Genomic DNA, 17,421 nt, shown 5'->3' on the forward strand with positions numbered 1-17,421 from the left:
ACGCCCGACCATGACCTTGCGGTAGGCGACGTGGTACTCCCCACTGGCGGGGGGCTCCTGGAGCGGTCCGGCGAGCGTCGAAAACGACGCATAGTCATAGGCCATGATCGACCCCGCGTTCCGCGGCACCGCTGCCGCCCTGGATTCCGCCCGCAGCCCGGCGGGTGAGCAGCAGCCAGCTCACAGCTGCCACCACCACCACGATTCCGGCCAGCGCCGCGCCCCACAGGCCCACGCCGGCGCTGCCCGCCGCGACCGGTTCGTCGGTCTGGAAAGTACCGATGCGCAGCCGGCCGATCTTGTGCACCAGCGGATCGGCGGCGTCCAGCCGGCTCAGCGCGAGGCCCGCGACCCCGGCCCCCAGCGCGGCCAGCAGCGCGCCGAGCGCGGCCCGGCCGCTTCGGTGCGCCAACAGTCAGATCAGGGCCGTGAGCAGGCCGCACGCAACCACCAGCGGCCCGGTCGGACGCAACTGCCAGCCCGATCTGGTCACCACGAGCAGCCCCGCGCCGCGGTCCGACAGCGTCGCGCGCGCCCACGTGCGCGTCACGGCGACCGCCGCGATCAGGCCGGCCAGCGCGCACAGCGCCAGCGCCCGGTCCGACCAGCGGGCGACCCCGCCCGACGCTCGAGCGGGAACCGGGTCGCTCACCCGCGGCGCCCCGGCCCGCGGCCCGCCGGGCCGCCCACCTGCAATCGGTTCATGGTCGAGCACGAAACCCCTCCCGGCGGACCGCCCAGGCGAGTCAGCGCCTGGGCCGACCGCATTGGCGTGCCGCGATACCGCGCCACCCCCTGGCGCGACAAGACCCACCAACCCGCGCGGACGCCTGGCAGCAGCCCCGCTGATAGACGCTCAGCGGCGCGATAATGTTGCGCCATCCGCACAGGATTGCCGTTACGTGAGCGTTCCTCGGGAACGCTGTGTACACAGATTATGCGGAGGCGCCGAATACCGCTCCGCCGGGCCCGGCCCGTCCGGCTGCCATTGTGACAGTGACGTGAAAGTCATTCGGGAAACGGGCCGACGAGATTAATCGAGACGGGAGGAGGCGTTGTCCGGCCGGTTGTCCCGCGGAGAGATGGCGTCTGTGTGCCGCCGGTCAGTTACGGACGATGAGTACGATCGCCACGGTGACCCCGAGTGTGATTACTGCCATGCGCAGGAGAGCCGGGCGCAGCCGCCGGGCGATCCGGGCGCCGAGCAGGCCGCCGAGCAACGAGGCGACGAGGAGGATGCCCGCGTATCCCCAGGCGACCTTGGCGGTGACCAGGAACACGGCGACACCCACGGCGTTCACACCGAAGGCAAGCAGCGTCTTGAGCGCGTTGGTCCGTTGGAGGTCGTCGGCGAGCAGGATGCCCAGCACACCGAGCAGCAGCACGCCGAGCCCGGCACCGAAGTAGGAGCCGTACACGCCGGCGACGAAGATCCCGATCCGGGTGGGCCAGGTGACAGTATTGCCCGACCCTCCGTTGCCCGACCCGCCGGCCGCGGCCCGCCGACGCGCCACGAGGGCGGCCAGCCGGGTCTGCGCCGCCAGCAGCAGGCATGACACCAAGACGAGATACGGGACCAGGGCCCGGAAGCTGTCCGACGGGGTCGCCAGCAACACGACCGCGCCGACGATGCCGCCGAGCATCGCAGGCGGTCCGAGCGCCCGCAGGCGGTCAAGCTGGTCGGCGAGCTCACGGCGGTAGCCCAACGCGCCGCCGGCATAACCGGTGAGCAGGCCCACCGAGGAGGTGATGTTCGCGGTCAACGCGGGCATCCCGGTGGGGAGCAGAGCCGGGAAGGCTATCAGGGTGCCCCCGCCGGCAACGGCGTTGACCGCTCCCGCCAGCAGGCCCGCGCCGGCTGTCAGCATGGCATCAGCTGGAGTCAGAGATCGAACTCCTCGGGGCTGATGCCGACGGCGAAGCAGGCCTCGCGCACGACGGCCTGCTCGCTCTTGTCGAACGTGCCGTCCGCCCCGCCGATGACGATCCCGATCTGGATGACGGCGCGCGCCTCGGCCGGCTTCTTCTTCGTCTTGCCGATGTCCTGCAGGACGGACACCTTGCCGAACTCGAAGTCCGCCTGCAGCTTGCCGACGTAGTCGTTGAAGCGACGCTGGAGATCGTCGGCCGGGAAGTTGTTGAGCACGTCATTGGAGATGATCAACGACGCGACCCGCTGGCGCTCCGCCAGGTCGATCGTCCCGTCCGCCGCCGCCACCAGCGCGCAGATCGCCATGCTGGCGTCACGGAAGGCGCCGCTCTTCAGGTCGTTCTTCTTCGCGGCCAGCTGGCCCTGCATCGTCTGGGCGGACTGCCGCAGCTGGTTCCAGATGGGCACCTGAGCTCCCTTGCGCGGGTATGGGTCGACGGAGCATCATCTCGCAGGTTGCAACGCACAATGGCTGGCTCATGCTCCCACCACCGCCCCTCCCGCACCAGCCCCCCGGCCTCGTCAGCCCCGCCGCGTCAGACCTGCGCCGCGTCAGCCTCTGGCGGCGGTGGCGGGCGGACCGGGAAGGCGGTTGAGGCGGTCCACCGCGGGCTGCGCCGTGCCGATGGTGGAAAAGTCGACCGCGACGAACGTCGGCGTCCGCCCCTGCTCCGCGCGGCAGCGCTCGGCCCGCCCGACGATGGTGCCGGTGGCGTTGGAGGTCAGCGCGGCCCGCCGGCTGGGCGCGGCGTCGGTGAGCCAGTGGTTCATCAGCAGCAGCCCGGCTCCGGCCGCGCCCCGGTTGCGCACGCAGCCGCGTAGGTCCTCGGGCCGCTTCGCGTCGAAGGGCGTGTCGGCGGCGTACCGGTAGAAGCTGCGCAGGAACGTGCCCGGCAGGTCCTGGCGCTCGGTGAAGACCACCAGCCGCCGGCCCGAATCAATCATGGTTCGCAGCGTCGGCCAGCGCCCGCGCGGGTCGTCCGGCGGAGTCGCCACCATCCCCGCGAGCCCGGCCGACGCCACCCCGCCCGCGATCTCGCTGGCGGGGACGTCGTCATCCTGGATGATCAGGCTCACCACCTCGGTGGGGTTGCGGGTCATCCAGTCCCGCACCCGGCCGAGTTCCGCGACGAAGTCGAGCGAGCCGAGCTGGCACAGGTTGTGGCACAGCCAGACGCCGGGCCGCGTCGAGACGGCGCCCTGGGCCAGCGGCGCCAGCGCCGCGCGGGTCGCCGGCGCCAAGGTGGCCAGGTACGCCTCGACCTGCGCCGGCGGCGTCCAGTGATGGACGTCGATCAGCAGCGTCCGGACCCCGAGGTCGAGCTGGTGGACGATCGTGGGGTCCTGGGACGGACCGAGGAACCGGTCCTCGCTGTTCGCCATCGCATTGTGGGTCGCGAGATAGGTCACCTGGTCGTAGCGCCGGTCGCACAGCGACGGGCTGCTCTCGCACAGCTCGCGGGGCTCGGCGGCGGCGCCGGGGAAGGCGGTCCAGGTCACGGTCACCATCACCGGCACGGCCAGGACGAACGCGGTGGCGACCCGGCGGCGGCGACCGGTCCGACTCCACCGTGCCGACGCCGCGACCAGCAGCGACAGCCCGGCTGCGACGAGGCCGACGAGGAGCGTCCAGGCCACGACCCGCAGGTAGTCGCTCTCCACCGTCTGGTAGGCCTGCCGGGAGAAGTCGACGAGCACCCCGCTCGCCCCGGGGGGCAACGGCGAGCGCGGGCCGGCGAGCGAGGCCAGCGGATTGGGCAGGGCGAGGCGCAACACCACGCCGAGCAGGCCCGCGCCAAGCCCGGCCGCGATCACCGCCCCGGCTGCCGCACGCACCCGCGACACCCCCCGCTGCCCGGCCAGCACGATGATGCCGGCCAGCGCACCTGCCATGATCAGGCTGAGCAGAACGGTCACCCAGGTCATGGCGGCGGCGACGTCGTGCAGGCGATCGATCGCGCTGATCGCCGGGGAGTCGCGCAGGTCCGACAGGCGGAGCCCGAGGTCGAAGGTGGAGCCGTGCAGCGATGTCTGGAGCCGGGCGGTGGCCCGTTCATCGCCCTGGAACACCTGCGGGCCGATGAGGGCCAGCGCTGCGGCGACGTCGCCGGAGCGCAACAGCGCCCGCAGCTCGGGTCCGACACGGGTGCGGGTCGCCGGGTCCACCCGGTCGAGCACGAGGGGCAGGATCCGGTCGGTGTCCTGCGGGGTCAGCTCGATCGTGGGCAGCGACGCCGGGGGACGACCCGCCGCGATGTCGTCGAGCGCGGTCAGCACGCCCTGGGTGAAGTCCTGCACGGAGGTGACCCGGTACCTGGTGCCGGCGCCGAGCTCACCGGCGATGTAGCGATTGGCCAGGCCGGAGATGTTGCCGAAGATCGGGCGCAGGTCGACGGCGAACTCGACGTCGCCGGTGCGGGCACGCAGGTAGTCGACGATCCGGGTGATCTGCTCGTCGGTCATCTCCTGCACCGTCGCCGGCGGCAGCACCGTGCGCAGGTTCGAGGTGACCAGTGAGCTGTCGATCGGCAGCCCGGCGAGCAGGGTGTCGACCGCTGGGTCGGGTAGAACCTCGGTGTAGATGCGGTCGTAGGCGTGCGCCCGGGTCAACGACTGGGAGTAGAAGGCCGGGTGCAGCACGGTCCGCGACGCGGTGAGGATGACCACCAGCGGCAGCCAGCAGACCACGACGAGGGCGACGAGACCGGCGTGCGCGGCGCGGCGGCGGACCGTGTTCGGCGACCCGGCGGCAGCCGGAGCGACACCCGCCACCCTCTCGACCCGCCCCGACGGCTTCCGCTCATCTGCGCCCTGGCTCACCGCCGTCAAGATATCGCGCCGTTGCAGAAGAGCGCTCAACAGTGCCGATCATGCCGCCTCACCTCTCGGTGAGGCACGGACGGACGGGCGCGGCCGTCAGCCGAGCAGGGGCAGCTCGGGGTGGGCGGTGTCCGCCAGCACTCGTTCGATGCGGGCCGCCACCTCGTCGGGGGTGCCCGCGCCGTCCACGGTGCGCAGCAGGCCGCTACGGCCGTAGTAGCGGCGCAGCGGTGCGGTCTCCTCGGCAAAGACCTTCAGGCGACGGCGCGCGGTGTCCTCCGCGTCGTCGACGCGGTCCTCGGTGCGTGCGCGGCGCCGGATGCGGTCGAGCACCTCGTCGATGTCGACGTCGAGGTCGACGACCGCGTCGAGGGGTCCCCAGCTCGCGGCCAGCATCCGGTCCAGCGCCTCCGCCTGCGGGTAGGTGCGGGGAAAGCCGTCGAGCAGGAAACCGACCTCGCAGCCGACGTCGCCGGCGAGCCGTTCGGCGACCATGTCCAGGACAATCTCGTCGGGGACGAGCTCGCCGGCGCGGACGTAGCGCTCGGCGCGCCGGCCCAGCCCCGTGCCCGCGGCGATCTGCCGGTCGAACAGCTGTCCGGTGGAGATCGCGGGGATGCCATGCCGGGCGCTGATCCGCGCACCCTGCGTTCCCTTGCCGGAGCCCGGGGGGCCAAGCAGCACGAGCCTCATATGACAGGACGGTACCGCCACCAGCGCCGACGCCCATCGCGGATCTCGGTCAATCGGGACAGATCCGACACGGAGCAAGGCACATCACAGCCAAATGTCACCGAACGCGAATACCCGACCCACGCAGCCGCACCCGCAGCGTGGGCCGGGACCGGCCGCCCAACGAAGGGGCAGCCGTCACCGTCAGCGACGGGTCGGGGTGATCGGCTCGGGCAGATCGGTGCGGCCCGTGAGGTAGCGGTCGACCGCCGCGGCCGCCGCACGCCCCTCCGAGATCGCCCAGACGACCAGCGACTGGCCACGGCCCATGTCTCCGGCGACGAACACGCCGGGCACCGACGACGACCAGCCGGCGTCGCGGGCGACGTTGCCCCGGGCGTCGAGCTCGACGCCGAGATCGGTGAGCAGGCCGGGCTTCTCCGGACCGGTGAAGCCCATGGCCAGCAGCACCAGCTCGCAGGGCAGCTCGACGTCGGTGCCCTCGACCTTCTCGAACTTCCCGTCGGCGAAGCGGACCTCGTGCATGCGCAGCGCCCGCACGTTTCCCTCGTCGTCGCCGAGGAACCGCTCGGTGTTGACGGCGAACACCCGCTCGCCGCCCTCCTCGTGCGCGCTGGAGACCCGGTAGACGATCGGGTACGACGGCCACGGGTTCGCCGGCGCCCGCAGCTCCGGCGGCCGCGGCATGATCTCGAGCTGGTGCACCGATGCCGCGCCCTGCCGGTGCGAGGTGCCCAGGCAGTCCGCGCCGGTGTCGCCGCCGCCGATGATGACGACCCGCTTGCCCCGCGCCGAGATCGGCAAGGTCGCCAGATCACCCTGGGCGACCCGGTTCGCCGGGACGAGGAACTCCATGGCCAGATGGATGCCGCCGAACTCCCGGCCGGGGACCGGTAGGTCACGGCCGACTGTCGAGCCGCCCGCGAGCACGACCGCGTCGTAGGAGGACCGCAGCTCGTCAGCGGTGATGTCGACCCCGACATTGCAGGAGGTGACGAACGAGGTTCCCTCGGCCTCCATCTGGGCGAGCCGCTGGTCGATGACCTTCTTCTCCATCTTGAACTCGGGAATGCCGTAGCGCAGCAGCCCGCCGACCCGGTCCGCCCGCTCGTACACGGCGACGTCGTGCCCGGCGCGGGTGAGCTGCTGGGCGGCGGCGAGCCCGGCCGGCCCGGACCCGACGACCGCGACTCGCCGGCCGGTGCGCACGCTCGGCGGCACCGGGACGACGGTGCCGTCCGCCCAGGCGCGGTCGATGATGCTGACCTCGACCTGCTTGATGGTCACCGGGTCATCCCCGATGCCCAGCACGCAGGCCGCCTCGCAGGGCGCGGGGCACAGCCGGCCGGTGAACTCCGGGAAGTTGTTCGTCGCGTGCAGCCGCTCGATCGCGTCGGTCCAGTCCCCGCGCCGGGACAGCTCGTTCCACTCGGGGATGAGGTTGCCCAGCGGGCAGCCGTTGTGGCAGAATGGGATGCCGCAGTCCATACACCGGCCGGCCTGCTCGCGCAGGTGCTCCTCGGGGAAAGGCTGGTAGACCTCCTGCCAGTCCTGGAGGCGGAGGTCGACCGGCCGGCGCTTCGGCAGCTCCCTGCGGTGCTTGAGGAAGCCTGTCGGGTCAGCCATGATACTCCTGTCGGATCCGTCCGGGCCGCCCGGCCCGCTGTACGATGCGCCGGTCAGGCACGACTCGCCGCCATGATCACGTCTTCGGCGACGAGACCCTGCTCTTCGGCCTGGCGGATCGCGGTGAGCACCCGCTTGTAGTCGCGCGGCATGACCTTGCAGAACGCGTCGCGCACGTTCTCCCAGTCGGCGTGCAGACGCGCGGCCACCGTCGAGCCGGTTTCCCGGCGGTGCCGGACGAGCAGGTCGCGCACGACCGCCTCGTCGGCGGGGTCGAGGCCCTCAACGTCGACCATCTCGGTGTTGATCCGGGCCTTGACCGGATCGTAGAGGTAGGCCACGCCGCCGCTCATGCCCGCGGCGAAATTACGCCCGATCGCGCCGAGGACCAGCACCGTGCCGCCGGTCATGTACTCGCAGCCGTGGTCGCCGACCCCCTCGACGACCGCGGTCGCCCCGGAGTTACGCACGCAGAACCGCTCGCCGACGATCCCGCGGAAGAACGCCTCGCCCGCCGTCGCCCCGTAGAGCAGGACGTTGCCGGCGACGATGTTGTTCTCGGCACGCAGCGGCGACTCCTTCGGTGGGAACACGAAGATCTTGCCGCCGGACAGGCCCTTGCCGGTGTAGTCGTTCACGTCTCCTTCGAGGGTCAGCGTCATACCCCGGGGGGCGAAGGCGCCGAAGCTCTGCCCGGCGGACCCGGTGAAACGCAGCTGGATCGTGTCGTCGGGCAGCCCGGCCGCGCCGTACCGCTTCGTCACCTCGTAGCCGAGCATGGTGCCGACGGTGCGGTTGACGTTGCGGATCGGCATCTCCAGCCACACCGGCCGGCCCTCGTCGAGCGCGCCCTCGCAGAGCTGGATCAGCGAGTTGTCCAGCGCCTTGTCCAGCCCGTGGTCCTGGCTGGAGGTGCAGTTCAGCGAGCCGCCGAACGGCCGCTCGGGGCTGTGCAGCAGCGGGGTGATGTCGAGCCCGGAGGCCTTCCAGTGCTCGACCGCCGCGCGGGCGTCGAGCAGGTCGACCCGGCCGACGGCCTCCTTCAGGGTGCGGAAGCCCAGCACCGCGAGGTAGGCGCGGACCTCCTCGGCGATGAAGATGAAGAACGCCTCGACGAACTCCGGCTTGCCGGTGAACCGTTCCCGCAGCGCCGGATTCTGGGTGGCCACGCCGACGGGGCAGGTGTCGAGATGGCAGACGCGCATCATCACGCAGCCGGCGACGACCAGCGGCGCGGTGGCGAAACCGAACTCCTCGGCGCCGAGCAGCGCGCCGACGATGACGTCACGGCCGGTCTTGAGCTGGCCGTCGACCTGCACGACGATCCGGTCGCGCAGCCCGTTGAGCAGCAGCGTCTGTTGGGTCTCGGCCAGGCCCAGCTCCCACGGGGCACCGGCGTGCTTGAGCGAGGTCAGCGGGGACGCGCCGGTGCCGCCGTCGTGCCCGGAGATCAGCACCACGTCGGCGTGCGCCTTGGAGACGCCGGCGGCGACGGTGCCGACGCCGACCTCGGCGACCAGCTTGACGTGCACCCGCGCCTTCGGGTTGGCGTTCTTCAGGTCGTGGATGAGCTGGGCGAGGTCCTCGATCGAGTAGATGTCGTGGTGCGGCGGCGGGGAGATGAGCCCCACCCCCGGCGTCGAGTGCCGGGTCCTGGCGATCCACGGATAGACCTTGTGCGCCGGTAGCTGGCCGCCCTCGCCGGGCTTCGCCCCCTGCGCCATCTTGATCTGGATGTCGTCGGCGTTGGCCAGGTACTCGCTGGTCACGCCGAACCGGCCGCTGGCGACCTGCTTGACCGCCGAGCGTCGCAGATCGCCGTTGGCGTCGGGGACGAAGCGCTCGGCGTCCTCGCCGCCCTCGCCGGTGTTCGACTTGCCGCCGAGCCGGTTCATGGCGATGGCCAGCGTCTCGTGGGCCTCGGCGCTGATCGATCCGTAGGACATGGCGCCGGTCGCGAACCGCTTGACGATCTCCGAGACCGGTTCGACCTCGTCGATCGGCACCGGCGGGCGTACCCCGGTGCGCAGCTCGAACAGCCCGCGCAGGGTCGAGTTCTCCCGGGACAGGCCGTCGACCTTGCCGGTGTACTCCTGGAAGACCTCGTACCGGCGGGTGCGGGTGGCGTGCTGGAGCAGGAAGACGGTCTCCGGGTTGAACAGGTGGATCTCGCCCTCGCGCCGCCACTGGTACTCGCCGCCGATCTCCAGCCCGCGGTGCGCCAGCTCGGAGGCGACCCGCGGGTGCGCGCGGCGGTGCCGCGCGGCGACCTCGTCGGCGATCACGCCGAGGCCGACGCCGTCGAGGCGCGACGGGGTGCCGACGAAGTAGGCGTCGACCAGCTCCTGGGACAGCCCGATCGCTTCGAAGACCTGCGCGCCGGTATAGCTGGCCACGGTGGAGATGCCCATCTTGGACATCACCTTCAGCACGCCCTTGCCCAGCGCCTTGATCAGGTTCTTCTCGGCCTGCTCCCGGGACACGCCGACGATCTCGCCCTCGGCGATGAGCGCGTCGATCGACTCGAACGCCAGGTACGGGTTGACCGCCGCGGCGCCGTAGCCGGTGAGCAGGGCGATGTGGTGGACCTCGCGGGCGTCGCCGCACTCGACGATGAGGCCGACCTTCGTCCGGGTCCGCTCCCGGATCAGGTGATGGTGCACGGCCGCGGTGAGCAGCAGCGACGGGATCGGTGCCTTACGCTCGTCGGAGTCGCGGTCGGAGAGCACGACGACGCGCGCCCCGTCGGCGATGGCCTCGCTGACCCCGGCGCAGATCTCGGCGAGGCGGGCCGCGAGCGCAGCCCCGCCGCCGTCGACGTCGTAGAGGCCGCGCACCGTCACCGAGGCGAAGCCGGGCATGTCCCCGTCGTCGTTGATGCCGATGATCTTCGAGAGCTGGCCACTGGAGATCACCGGGTAGGGCAGGTGCACCATCCGGCACGACGCCGGCGACGGCGCGAGCAGGTTGCCCTCCGGGCCCAGGGTGCGCCCGAGGCTGGTGACCAGCTCCTCCCGGATCGCGTCCAGCGGCGGGTTGGTGACCTGCGCGAACAACTGGGTGAAGTAGTCGAACAGCAGCCGGGGGCGGCTGGAAAGCACGGCGACGGGCGTGTCGGTACCCATCGAGCCGATCGGCTCGGCGCCGGCCCGCGCCATCGGCGCGACCAGAAGGCGCAGTTCCTCCTCGGTGTAGCCGAACACCTGCTGGCGGCGCAGCACGGAGGAGCGGCCGTAGATGATCTGCTCGCGGTCGGGCAGGTCGTTCAGCGAGATCAGCCCGGCGTGCAGCCACTCGGCGTAGGGGGCGGCGGTCGACAGCTCCGACTTGATCTCATCGTCGCTGACGATGCGCTGCTGCGCGGTGTCGACGAGGAACATCCGGCCCGGCTGCAACCGCCCCTTCTGGACGATCTTGTGCGGCGGGATGTCGAGCACGCCGACCTCGGAAGCCATCACGACCAGCCCGTCGTCGGTCACCCAGTACCGCGACGGGCGCAGGCCGTTGCGGTCCAGCACCGCGCCGATGACCGTGCCGTCGGTGAACGCGATCGACGCCGGGCCGTCCCAGGGCTCCATCAGGGCGGAGTGGAACTCGTAGAAGGCCCGCAGCGCCGGGTCCATCTCGGTGTGGTTCTCCCACGCCTCGGGGATCATCATCAGCACCGAGTGCGGCAGGCTGCGCCCGCCCAGGTACAGCAGCTCCAGCACCTCGTCGAAGCTCGCCGAGTCGCTCGCGCCGTCCGCGCAGATGGGGAACAACCGAGCCAGGTCCCCGGGGATGAGGTCGCTGGCCAGCAGCGCCTCGCGGGCCCGCATCCAGTTCCGGTTGCCGCGAACGGTGTTGATCTCGCCGTTGTGCGCGACGAACCGGTAGGGGTGCGCCAGCGGCCAGCTCGGGAACGTGTTCGTCGAGAAGCGGCTGTGCACGAGCGCGATGGCGCTGGCGAACCGCGGGTCATCGAGGTCCGGGAAGTACGCCGAGAGCTGATGGGTGGTCAGCATCCCCTTGTAGACCAGCGTCCGCGACGACAGTGACGCCAGGTAAACGCCGGTCTCCCGGCGGATCCGCTTGCGCACGCAGAACGCCCGCCGCTCCAGCTCACCCGCGTCGAAGCCGTCGTCGGCGCCGCCCTCGGCCGCCCCCCGCGCGAGCGCCGCGCCCTTCGCCCCCGAGGCGTACAGGCTGCCCGCAAGCTCGAGGAAGAGCTGACGCATCCGCGGCTCCACCTCGCGGGCGGCGTGCCCGACGATATGGCTGACCGTCGGTACCTCACGCCAGCCGAGGACCCGCAGCCCCTCCTGGCGGACGATGCGGCTGATCGTGCGCACCGCGTCGTCGCGCTCCCCCGCGACCTGCGGCAGAAAGGCGATGCCGACCGCATACCGCCCGGGCGCGGGCAGGGCGAAGTCGACCACGTCGCGCAGGAACAGATCGGGGACCTGGACCAGGATGCCGGCTCCGTCGCCGGTGTCCGGATCGCTGCCCGACGCGCCTCGGTGATCGAGGTTGCGCAGCACGGTCAGGCCCTGGTCGACCAGTTCGTGGCTGCGACGGCCGTGCACGTCGACGACGAAGCCGACACCACAGGCATCGTGTTCGAAGGTGGGGTCGTAAAGACCTTGCGCACTCGGCATCCGGCGAAGTCCTGTCCATCTTCAGGGGCTGAAGGAGGTGCGGACGACGCTGTCCGAGGTGCAACGGGGGCACGACGGCGCTGGCCCAGCGTCGGCTGCCCTCCCGTCGAGTGTGCCACGCGCCGCGTCGAGACGCCGTGATCATATATGTCCAGGAGATCACGGCCGTATAACGTCACATTTCCAAGCACCGCCGCGGTCGGCCCGGGTAGGGCGGCCGGACTATGCCGCGGGCCGACGGGGGCCGCCCGGGAAAACGGCGCGAAACGCTGCTCATGGAGCGGGCGGCCCCTCGGCCTGAGCCCGCCCGGACGGCACCGCTCCCGCACCGGTTTCGGCCCCGGTGACCGGCTGCTCGCCAGCCGCGGCACGGGTGGCATCGGCACGGGTGGCTTTGTCGATGTCGTCGGTGGTGGTCCGGGCGTCGGCACCGGGCTCGACGCCGGCGTCCGCGGGCCGGGACCGCTCCTGGGCGAGGCCCAGTGCCCGCTGCTCCTGCGGGGACACGTCCGGATCCACCGGCCGGCGCACGACCAGCAGCGCCACCACGGCGCCGATGCAGACGATCGCAGAGGTCCAGATGTTCACGCGCAGGCCGAGGATCTCGTCCGCGGTGTCGATGCGCAGCATCTCGATCCACAGGCGGCCGAACGTGTAAAGCGCGACGTACAGGGCGAACAGCCGGCCCCGGCCGAGCCGGTGGCGCCGGTCGACGAACAGCAGGATGCCGGCCACGACGAGGTTCCACAGGAACTCGTAGAGGAACGTCGGCTGATACGTCGCCACCCCCGGGTCGGCCCGGTGCGCGGGGTCGATGCGCACCGCCCAGGGAAGCGTGGTGGGCTTGCCGTACAGCTCCTGGTTGAACCAGTTGCCCCAGCGCCCGATGGCCTGCGCGAGGATGATCCCGGGCGCGGCGGCGTCAGCGAACAGGGCGAGGCTGATCCCGAGGCGGCGGGCGGCGATCCAGGCGCCGAGCGCGCCGCCGGCGATGGCCCCCCAGATCCCCAGCCCGCCGTTCCAGATCTTCACCACGTCGGCGACGTGCCCGTTGTCGCCGAAGTAGGCGTCCGGGGTGCTGAGGACGTGGTAGATCCGGGCGCCGACGATCCCGAAGGGGACGGCCCAGTAGGCGATCTCCCCGGCGATCGCCGGATCCATGCCCCGGGCACGCAACCTGCGCCCGGTGACGACGACGGCGACCACGATGCCGATGATGATCATCAGGGCGTAGGCGCGCAGCGGCACCGGCCCGAGATGCACCACACCACGGGAGGGGCTGGGGATGGCGGCGAGTACCACGTTCGTCAGGCTATCCCGCGGGCCGCAGCCGGCCCGGTGGGGGGCGGTGGCGCCACTGCGGGGAGGTACCCGCCGACGCGGGTGCCGGCGGGGCCGGGATGCTCAGGCCGAGGCCGGGACGGGGGTGCGGACCCCGGCGGCGAGCTCGGCGGCGAGCCTGCCGATGCCGTCGAGGGCGGCAGCGTCGCCCGCGCCGGAGCGCTGCGCGTCGACCAGGACCTTGACCAACGCCGAGCCGACGATGACCCCGTCGGCGAAGCCGGCGACCTCGGCGGCCTGCGCGCCGGTGCTGACCCCGAGGCCGACCGCCACCGGCAGCTCGGTGGCGGTCCGCACGCGGGCGACCAGATCGGCGGCCTGCGTGCCGACCGCGGCCCGGGTGCCGGTCACGCCCATCAGGGAGGCGGCGTAGACGAAACCACGGGAGATCCCGGCGACCAGCCGGATCCGGGCGTCCGAGGAGCTGGGCGCGACGAGGAACACCGGGGCGAGGCCGCGCTCCGCGCTCGCCGCGAGCCACGGGGCCGCCTCCTCGGGCGGCAGGTCCGGGGTGATCGCCCCCGCACCGCCGGCCGCGGCGAGGTCGGCGGCGAACCGCGCCGGGCCGTAGCGGTCGATCGGGTTCCAGTAGCTCATGACCAGGACCGGTGCGCCGGTGGCGGCCACCGCCTCGACGGTACGCAGCACGTCCGTGGTCGTCACCCCGCCGCGCAGCGCCGCGTCGGCGGCGTCCTGGATCACCGGGCCGTCCAGCGTCGGGTCGGAATAGGGCAGGCCGACCTCGACGACGTCGACGCCCGCCGCGACCATGGCCCGCATCGCCGCGATCCCGCCGTCAACCGTCGGGTAGCCGGCCGGCAGGTAGCCGACCAGCAGCGATCGGCCCTCCTCGCGGGCGGCCGTGAAACGCTCGTCCAACCGACTCTGCACCGTGCTGCGTCCGTTCCGTCGAGCCCGAGGGCTGGCTGTGCGCCGGCGTCAGCCGCGCGGGTCCGCGCCGGCGGCGCCGCCGCCCGCGTCGTCGAGCAGGCCGAACCAGCGGGCCGCCGTGTCGACGTCCTTGTCGCCGCGGCCGGAGCAGTTGACCAGGACGGTCGCGTCCGGGCCGAGCTCGCGAGCGACGTCGAAGGCACCCGCGAAGGCATGAGCGCTCTCGATCGCGACAAGGATGCCCTCGGTGCGGGCGACGAGCGCGAGCGCGGCCATCGCCGCGGCGTCGTCGACGACGCGGTAGCTCGCCCGACCGGTCTCGTGCAGCAGCGCGTGCTCGGGGCCGATGCCAGGGTAGTCCAGCCCGGCGGAGATCGAATGGGACACCTGCGTCTGGCCGAACTCGTCCTGCAGCAGGAAGGTCCGCATGCCGTGCAGCACGCCCGCGGACCCGCCGGCGATCGCCGCGGCGTGCCGGCCGGTGGCGACGCCGTCCCCGCCGGCCTCGCAGCCGATCAGGGCGACGGCGGTGTCGGGGATGAACGGGTGGAAGATGCCCATCGCATTGGAACCGCCGCCGACGCAGGCGACGACCGCGTCGGGCAGCCGGCCGGTGCGCTCGAGCACCTGGGCCCGGGCCTCCACACCGATGATGCGCTGGAAGTCGCGGACCATCATCGGGAACGGGTGCGGGCCCATCACCGAGCCGATGCAGTAATGGGTGTGCTCGACGGTGGCGACCCAGTCGCGCATCGCCTCGTTGATGGCGTCCTTGAGGGTGCGGCTGCCGGAGGCGACCGGGACGACCTCGGCGCCGAGCAGGCGCATCCGGGCGACGTTGAGCGCCTGCCGGCGGGTGTCCTCTTCGCCCATGTAGACGACGCAGTCCAGACCGAGCAGAGCGCTGGCGGTGGCGGTGGCCACACCATGCTGGCCGGCGCCGGTCTCGGCGATGACCCGGGTCTTGCCCATCCGCTTGGCCAGCAGGCACTGGCCGAGCACATTGTTGATCTTATGTGAGCCGGTGTGGGCCAGGTCCTCGCGCTTGAGCAGGATGCGGGCGCCGCCGACCTGCTCGGTGAGCCGGTGGGCGTCGGTGAGCGGCGTGGGCCGGCCGGCATAGGTGGCGAGCAGGCGGTCGAGCTCGGCGACGAAGCCCTCGTCCGCCCTGGCCTGGTCGTAGGCCTCGGTCAGCTCGTCGAGGGCCGCCATGAGTGCCTCAGGCACGAACCGCCCGCCGAACCGGCCGAAGTGCCCCGCGGGGTCGGGGAACGCCTGCCAGTTCTCCGCCTGCTCCCGAACGGCGCCGATGGACGGCGCCGCGGTCGCGGTCTCGGCGGGAGCTGGCTGGGCAGCGGTTCGGGTAGCCACAGTGCGACTGTATCGGTCCGCACCGACAGGTTGGGCGAACCCGGCCGGCCCGGCCGCTAGCGGCCGACCCTGGCTGCCGGATGCGCCCCCGCGGCCACGAGGTCGGCGATGGTCTGACGGGGATCGCCGGTCACCGCCGCCTCGCCGACCAGCACCGCGTCGGCTCCGGCGGCGGCGTAGGCGAGCAGGTCGTGCGGGCCGCGCACGCCGGACTCGGCCACCGCGAGCACCCCGGCGGGCACCATCGGCGCGAGCCGGCCGAACGTGGCCCGGTCGATCTCCAGCGTGCGCAGGTCGCGGGCGTTGACGCCGATCAGCCGGGCGTCGGCGTCCACCGCGCGGCCAAGCTCCGCCTCGTCATGCACCTCGACGAGCGCGGTCATGCCCAGCGACTCGATCCGTTCACGCAGACCGACCAGCCGCGGCTGGTCCAGCGCGGCGACGATTAGCAGCACGATGTCCGCCCCGTGCGCGCGCGCCTCGAAGACCTGGTAAGGCGAGATGATGAAGTCCTTGCGCAGCAGCGGGACATCCACCGCGCGGCGCACGGCGTCGAGGTCGGCGAGCGACCCGCCGAAGCGGCGCCCTTCGGTGAGCACGCTGATGGCGGCAGCGCCGCCGGCCTCGTAGTCGAGGGCGAGGGCCGCGGGATCGGCGATGGCCGCCAGCTTCCCCTTCGACGGGGAACTGCGTTTGACCTCGGCGATCACCGAAACCGGGGAGTTACGGAACACGGCGAGCGCGTCCCTGGGGTCGGGGACGCGCTCCACGCGCTGCTTGAGGTCGGCGAGGGGGGTCTGCTGCTCGCGGGTGGCCAGGTCGGCCCTGACCCCGTCGAGGATCTCGGCGAGGACGCTCATCGACCCGCGCTCGCGGCTGTCGCGGTCATGCCGCCGATGGTAGGCCAGGCCCAGCAACCCGGCCCGGGGCCCCCACAATTTGCTACGACCAACAACTCTAAGTAGTCAATGATCGAGCAACGACAGCCCACCTTGCGCTCGGCGATCACACCCCGCCGCGCCACGCCGTCGGCGTGGTGGGGTGGCGGCGAATGCCTTCGATCCTCTATAGTCGAACACGCGTTCGACATCGAGGGAGTTCCCATGGATACTCGCCACACCTCCTTTCCACTGATCTTCGGTATTTCCCCGGTCTCCGGCATGTCGCCGGTCTCCAGCTCGGCCCCGCCGCCCCGGGCGTTCCCCGCCGAGCCGGCATCGGCCCCTGCCTGGGTGGAGGACCATGACCCGGCCGACGCGGCCGACCCGGCGGCCACACCGGCCTGGGAGGAGCAGCTCGACGCGCTCGCCCGCTGCCTGTCGCGGATGGACGCGCTCATGGCCATGCTGGAGGCCGACCTCGAGCGCCACACGCGGATACTCGCGGCGCTGGCCGACCCGCTCCCCCAGCTCGCGCCCGTCGCCCTCGCGCCTTTGCCCCCGTATCCCGACCTGCCGGCGGGTACCGGCGGATCCGGCCCCGGCGGGCAGCGATGATCAGGTCGGGTCGTGGCCCCGCTCGATCGCGTCCCAGGCGTCGACCGGCCTGGCTTCGCGGGCCTGGTAGCGGCCGGACATCCCCGGCCAGGAGCGGCCCCGCAGGACAGCGAGGCCGCCGGCGGCGGTGAGCAGCACGCCGCCCAGCATTGCCAGCCACGGCGCGGCGGTGCGGTGCACGCCGCTGATCTCGGCCCGCCCGCCGGGGGCGAACTGGCGGACCTGGTCGGTGTCGCGCAGGGCGGCTAGCGGATCGAAGCCGACGTGCGCCGCCACGTAGGCGATGCCGATCCCGGCGGCGACGGCCAGCAGGCCGACGATCGGGCGGCCGATCCGCCGGGTCACGATGATCGCAACCGCGGCGGCGAGGCCGACCAGGGCGAGCGCGGTCGCCGCCGAGGCGATGTCGCCGCCGGTCCAGTGCACGGCGAGCGGCGCGGCCACGGCGGTGGCGTCCAGCTCGCCGCGGGGGGTGCCCACCCGGGCGGAGACCCAGGTCGCCCCGCTGCACACCAGGACAAGGCCCGCGCCGAGCAGGCAGCCGACCACCGCGAGCACCCGTTCCCTACGGCCGTGGCGAGCCGCCCGCATGGCGCGGGGATCGTCGGCGGCGGCC

The 17,421-nt window shown here is 72.3% G+C and carries 14 protein-coding genes; 1 reads left to right on the plus strand and 13 read right to left on the minus strand.

Annotated elements, in window-relative coordinates:
• Positions 1-94 precede the first annotated feature (94 nt).
• The 12 genes from G6R25_RS26810 to trpC all read right to left on the minus strand — a co-directional run bounded on the left by G6R25_RS26810 (position 95) and on the right by trpC (position 16,169).
• The gene (locus tag G6R25_RS26810) at positions 95-412 is read right to left on the minus strand and encodes a hypothetical protein (protein WP_235948110.1); all 318 of its coding nucleotides are present in this window, start codon (positions 410-412) and stop codon (positions 95-97) included.
• Positions 413-415: 3 nt separating this feature from the next.
• Positions 416-715 (minus strand): hypothetical protein, encoded by a 300-nt coding sequence (locus tag G6R25_RS26815; protein ID WP_235948112.1) that lies wholly within the window; start codon positions 713-715, stop codon positions 416-418.
• 388 nt (positions 716-1,103) lie between these two features.
• Positions 1,104-1,868, minus strand: a complete 765-nt coding sequence (locus tag G6R25_RS11545; RefSeq protein ID WP_419469346.1) for a sulfite exporter TauE/SafE family protein — start codon at positions 1,866-1,868, stop codon at positions 1,104-1,106.
• A gap of 14 nt (positions 1,869-1,882) precedes the next feature.
• A complete protein-coding gene (locus G6R25_RS11550) occupies positions 1,883-2,338 on the minus strand; it encodes a tellurite resistance TerB family protein (RefSeq protein WP_163552977.1) in 456 nt (151 codons plus the stop codon).
• A gap of 144 nt (positions 2,339-2,482) precedes the next feature.
• A complete protein-coding gene (locus G6R25_RS11555) occupies positions 2,483-4,702 on the minus strand; it encodes a phosphoinositide-specific phospholipase C-related protein (RefSeq protein ID WP_235948114.1) in 2,220 nt (739 codons plus the stop codon).
• Between the two features lie 144 nt (positions 4,703-4,846).
• Positions 4,847-5,443 carry an adenylate kinase gene (locus G6R25_RS11560; protein WP_163552978.1) on the minus strand — a complete coding sequence of 199 codons (597 nt, stop codon included), beginning with the start codon at positions 5,441-5,443 and terminating at the stop codon, positions 4,847-4,849.
• A 183-nt stretch (positions 5,444-5,626) separates the two neighbouring features.
• Positions 5,627-7,069, minus strand: coding sequence for a glutamate synthase subunit beta (locus G6R25_RS11565; RefSeq protein ID WP_163552979.1), 1,443 nt, complete (start codon positions 7,067-7,069; stop codon positions 5,627-5,629).
• A gap of 53 nt (positions 7,070-7,122) precedes the next feature.
• Positions 7,123-11,706 carry a glutamate synthase large subunit gene (gltB, locus tag G6R25_RS11570; RefSeq protein ID WP_163552980.1) on the minus strand — a complete coding sequence of 1,528 codons (4,584 nt, stop codon included), beginning with the start codon at positions 11,704-11,706 and terminating at the stop codon, positions 7,123-7,125.
• A 273-nt stretch (positions 11,707-11,979) separates the two neighbouring features.
• Positions 11,980-13,008 (minus strand): prolipoprotein diacylglyceryl transferase, encoded by a 1,029-nt coding sequence (gene lgt / locus G6R25_RS11575; protein WP_163552981.1) that lies wholly within the window; start codon positions 13,006-13,008, stop codon positions 11,980-11,982.
• Between the two features lie 102 nt (positions 13,009-13,110).
• Complete coding sequence (gene trpA, locus G6R25_RS11580) at positions 13,111-13,938, minus strand: tryptophan synthase subunit alpha (protein WP_163552982.1); 828 nt, start codon at positions 13,936-13,938, stop codon at positions 13,111-13,113.
• Positions 13,939-13,986: 48 nt separating this feature from the next.
• On the minus strand, positions 13,987-15,249 hold the full coding sequence (trpB, locus tag G6R25_RS11585; protein WP_163552987.1) for a tryptophan synthase subunit beta: 1,263 nt from the start codon (positions 15,247-15,249) through the stop codon (positions 13,987-13,989).
• A gap of 116 nt (positions 15,250-15,365) precedes the next feature.
• Positions 15,366-16,169, minus strand: coding sequence for an indole-3-glycerol phosphate synthase TrpC (trpC, locus tag G6R25_RS11590; protein ID WP_163552983.1), 804 nt, complete (start codon positions 16,167-16,169; stop codon positions 15,366-15,368).
• A gap of 243 nt (positions 16,170-16,412) precedes the next feature.
• Here trpC and G6R25_RS11595 point away from each other — a divergent pair, with 243 nt between their 5' ends.
• Positions 16,413-16,805 (plus strand): hypothetical protein, encoded by a 393-nt coding sequence (locus G6R25_RS11595; protein WP_136449686.1) that lies wholly within the window; start codon positions 16,413-16,415, stop codon positions 16,803-16,805.
• Here G6R25_RS11595 and G6R25_RS11600 read toward each other — a convergent pair.
• The coding region (locus G6R25_RS11600; RefSeq protein WP_336501229.1) for a Trp biosynthesis-associated membrane protein at positions 16,806-17,421 on the minus strand (616 nt) is incomplete at its 5' end.

Source organism: Candidatus Frankia alpina (assembly GCF_902806485.1).
Classification (GTDB): domain Bacteria; phylum Actinomycetota; class Actinomycetes; order Frankiales; family Frankiaceae; genus Frankia; species Frankia alpina.